General features: G+C 65.3%; 2 protein-coding genes. One reads left to right on the top strand and one right to left on the bottom strand.

Annotated features, from left to right (window positions below; translation table 11 throughout):
- The coding region (locus QK444_RS36110) for a hypothetical protein (RefSeq protein ID WP_282786589.1) at positions 1 to 524 on the top strand (524 nt) is incomplete at its 5' end.
- A 99-nt stretch (positions 525 to 623) separates the two neighbouring features.
- Here the strand turns inward: QK444_RS36110 and QK444_RS36105 are convergent.
- On the bottom strand, positions 624 to 800 hold the full coding sequence (locus tag QK444_RS36105; protein WP_282786587.1) for a hypothetical protein: 177 nt from the start codon (positions 798 to 800) through the stop codon (positions 624 to 626).
- Between the last annotated feature and the right edge of the window lie 832 nt (positions 801 to 1,632).

The following is a 1,632-nucleotide window of genomic DNA, read 5'->3' as shown; positions in this document are numbered from 1 at the left end:
TGCGCTGGCACGGCACCCAGACCGCCGCCTGGGCGCACTGGCGGGTCACCGGCGAACCGGAGGTGACCCTGCGTATCTTCGGCGAAGCCGTGGAAACCGGTATCGCCGTCGACTTCGACCGCCTCGCCGAACTCGGTCCCCTCGCCGCGCCTTTCGCCGACGACGTCCGCAAACGCCTGGGATCCCCGGGCGGCTGGGAACGCGTCCACGCCGCCTCGGCCTGGTGGCGCATCACCGGCGACCCGGACCCGGCACTACCGGTACTCCTAGCCGCCCTGACCCCCTTGAACTCGGGCTACGCCGACGCCGACTGCCGCGCCGCCGCCCGCCTCATCAGCGAGATCGGCTCCCCCGCCACCGCCGCCGCTCCCCTCCTCGAAACCGTCCTCTCGACCGAACGCCGCTTCGCTTCTCTCCCACCCCACCGCACCCGGCAGTCCCAGACGGAACTACTGGCCGCCGACTGGGATTCCGAACTCCAGACTTCGGCGCGTATCGGGCTGACCGCCATGGAATCCGTCTGAGTTGTCTTCCTCGCGCCAGTCGGAATGGTCGGGAGTGAGAGTTCGGTGACGGGGCTGCGATCCGGTGGTGCTCGCGCATGCACTGTCGGCGCGGTGGCGTTACGGTTCCGATCGAGCATCGCCCGCCAGTACAGCTACGGCTGTTCCGACGATGCCGGGCAGTCCCAGGCTCGCGCCCAGTATCGGTATGAATCCGAATCCGATATTCGCAGCGTCCACGCGTGGCCGCATCACCAGGAATACCGCGTAGGCCACGATGCCGATTCCGCCGATCACCGAGTACCACACGCGGAAGCGGCGCTGAGGGTTTCGACCATGGCGTTCGCCTCTCAGTGCGTGGATTCGTGCGCTCGGCACCGCTCCGAATTGCCGAACTCGATCGGTTGCGTGACATAGGAATTCGGAAAACGGTGCAGAGAGAGCGCTCCTGGCGATCCTGCTTCGGCGAGGATCTGCGAGATACGGTGTTCGAGGAACGCGCCGTAGACACACATAGCAGGGGCATCGGCCAAAGAATCCGCTCCCGATCGTCAACGGGAAGGCTACATTTGTCGCCTCACTGTAACGACGGGAAGATGCCAGTCAGCGACCCCGACATCAACTGAAGCGTGTCGCGAAATCCATCACCGGTAAGCCTTCTGGTGCCGAGGAAACGGCCGGTTTCGACCGTCTCCGTTGGGGGTTGGAAGATATGAAGTGTGGTGACGTTGGGTGCCTTTCCTGACTTTCGCTGACGCCGGGTTGGGTGCCGTTGGGTGGCTATTCCAGCCCACGGACTGGCTGTGGGGGCGTTCTAGAGATTCAAACCCATGGGAAGTCTCGTCAGGGGTGAGCCTGTGGGCCTGGGAATGACCCGCACGGAATGGGTTCCGTGCGGGTGGTCCTGTATACCGGTGCCACGATGGAGGTTGGTGGCCCGTCCGCAAGGTGTGGTGGTGGGGCTTATTGCCGTAACGGTGGTGGCGGTAGCCCGGCGTCTTGTTTCACGCGCAGGCGGTGGATGGCCGAGCCGAGGAGTTCGTCGCCGTGATGGCGGTGATTGACCCGGTGTCTGCGTGTCGGGTCGTGGTGGGTCGGGGGCCGCCACCCGGTACGACCCGGATACGTA

Source organism: Nocardia sp. CC201C (assembly GCF_030010695.1).
Lineage (GTDB): Bacteria > Actinomycetota > Actinomycetes > Mycobacteriales > Mycobacteriaceae > Nocardia > Nocardia otitidiscaviarum.
The sequence above is the reverse complement of the archived record's forward strand: the minus strand, read 5'-3'. Positions and strand labels throughout refer to the sequence as shown.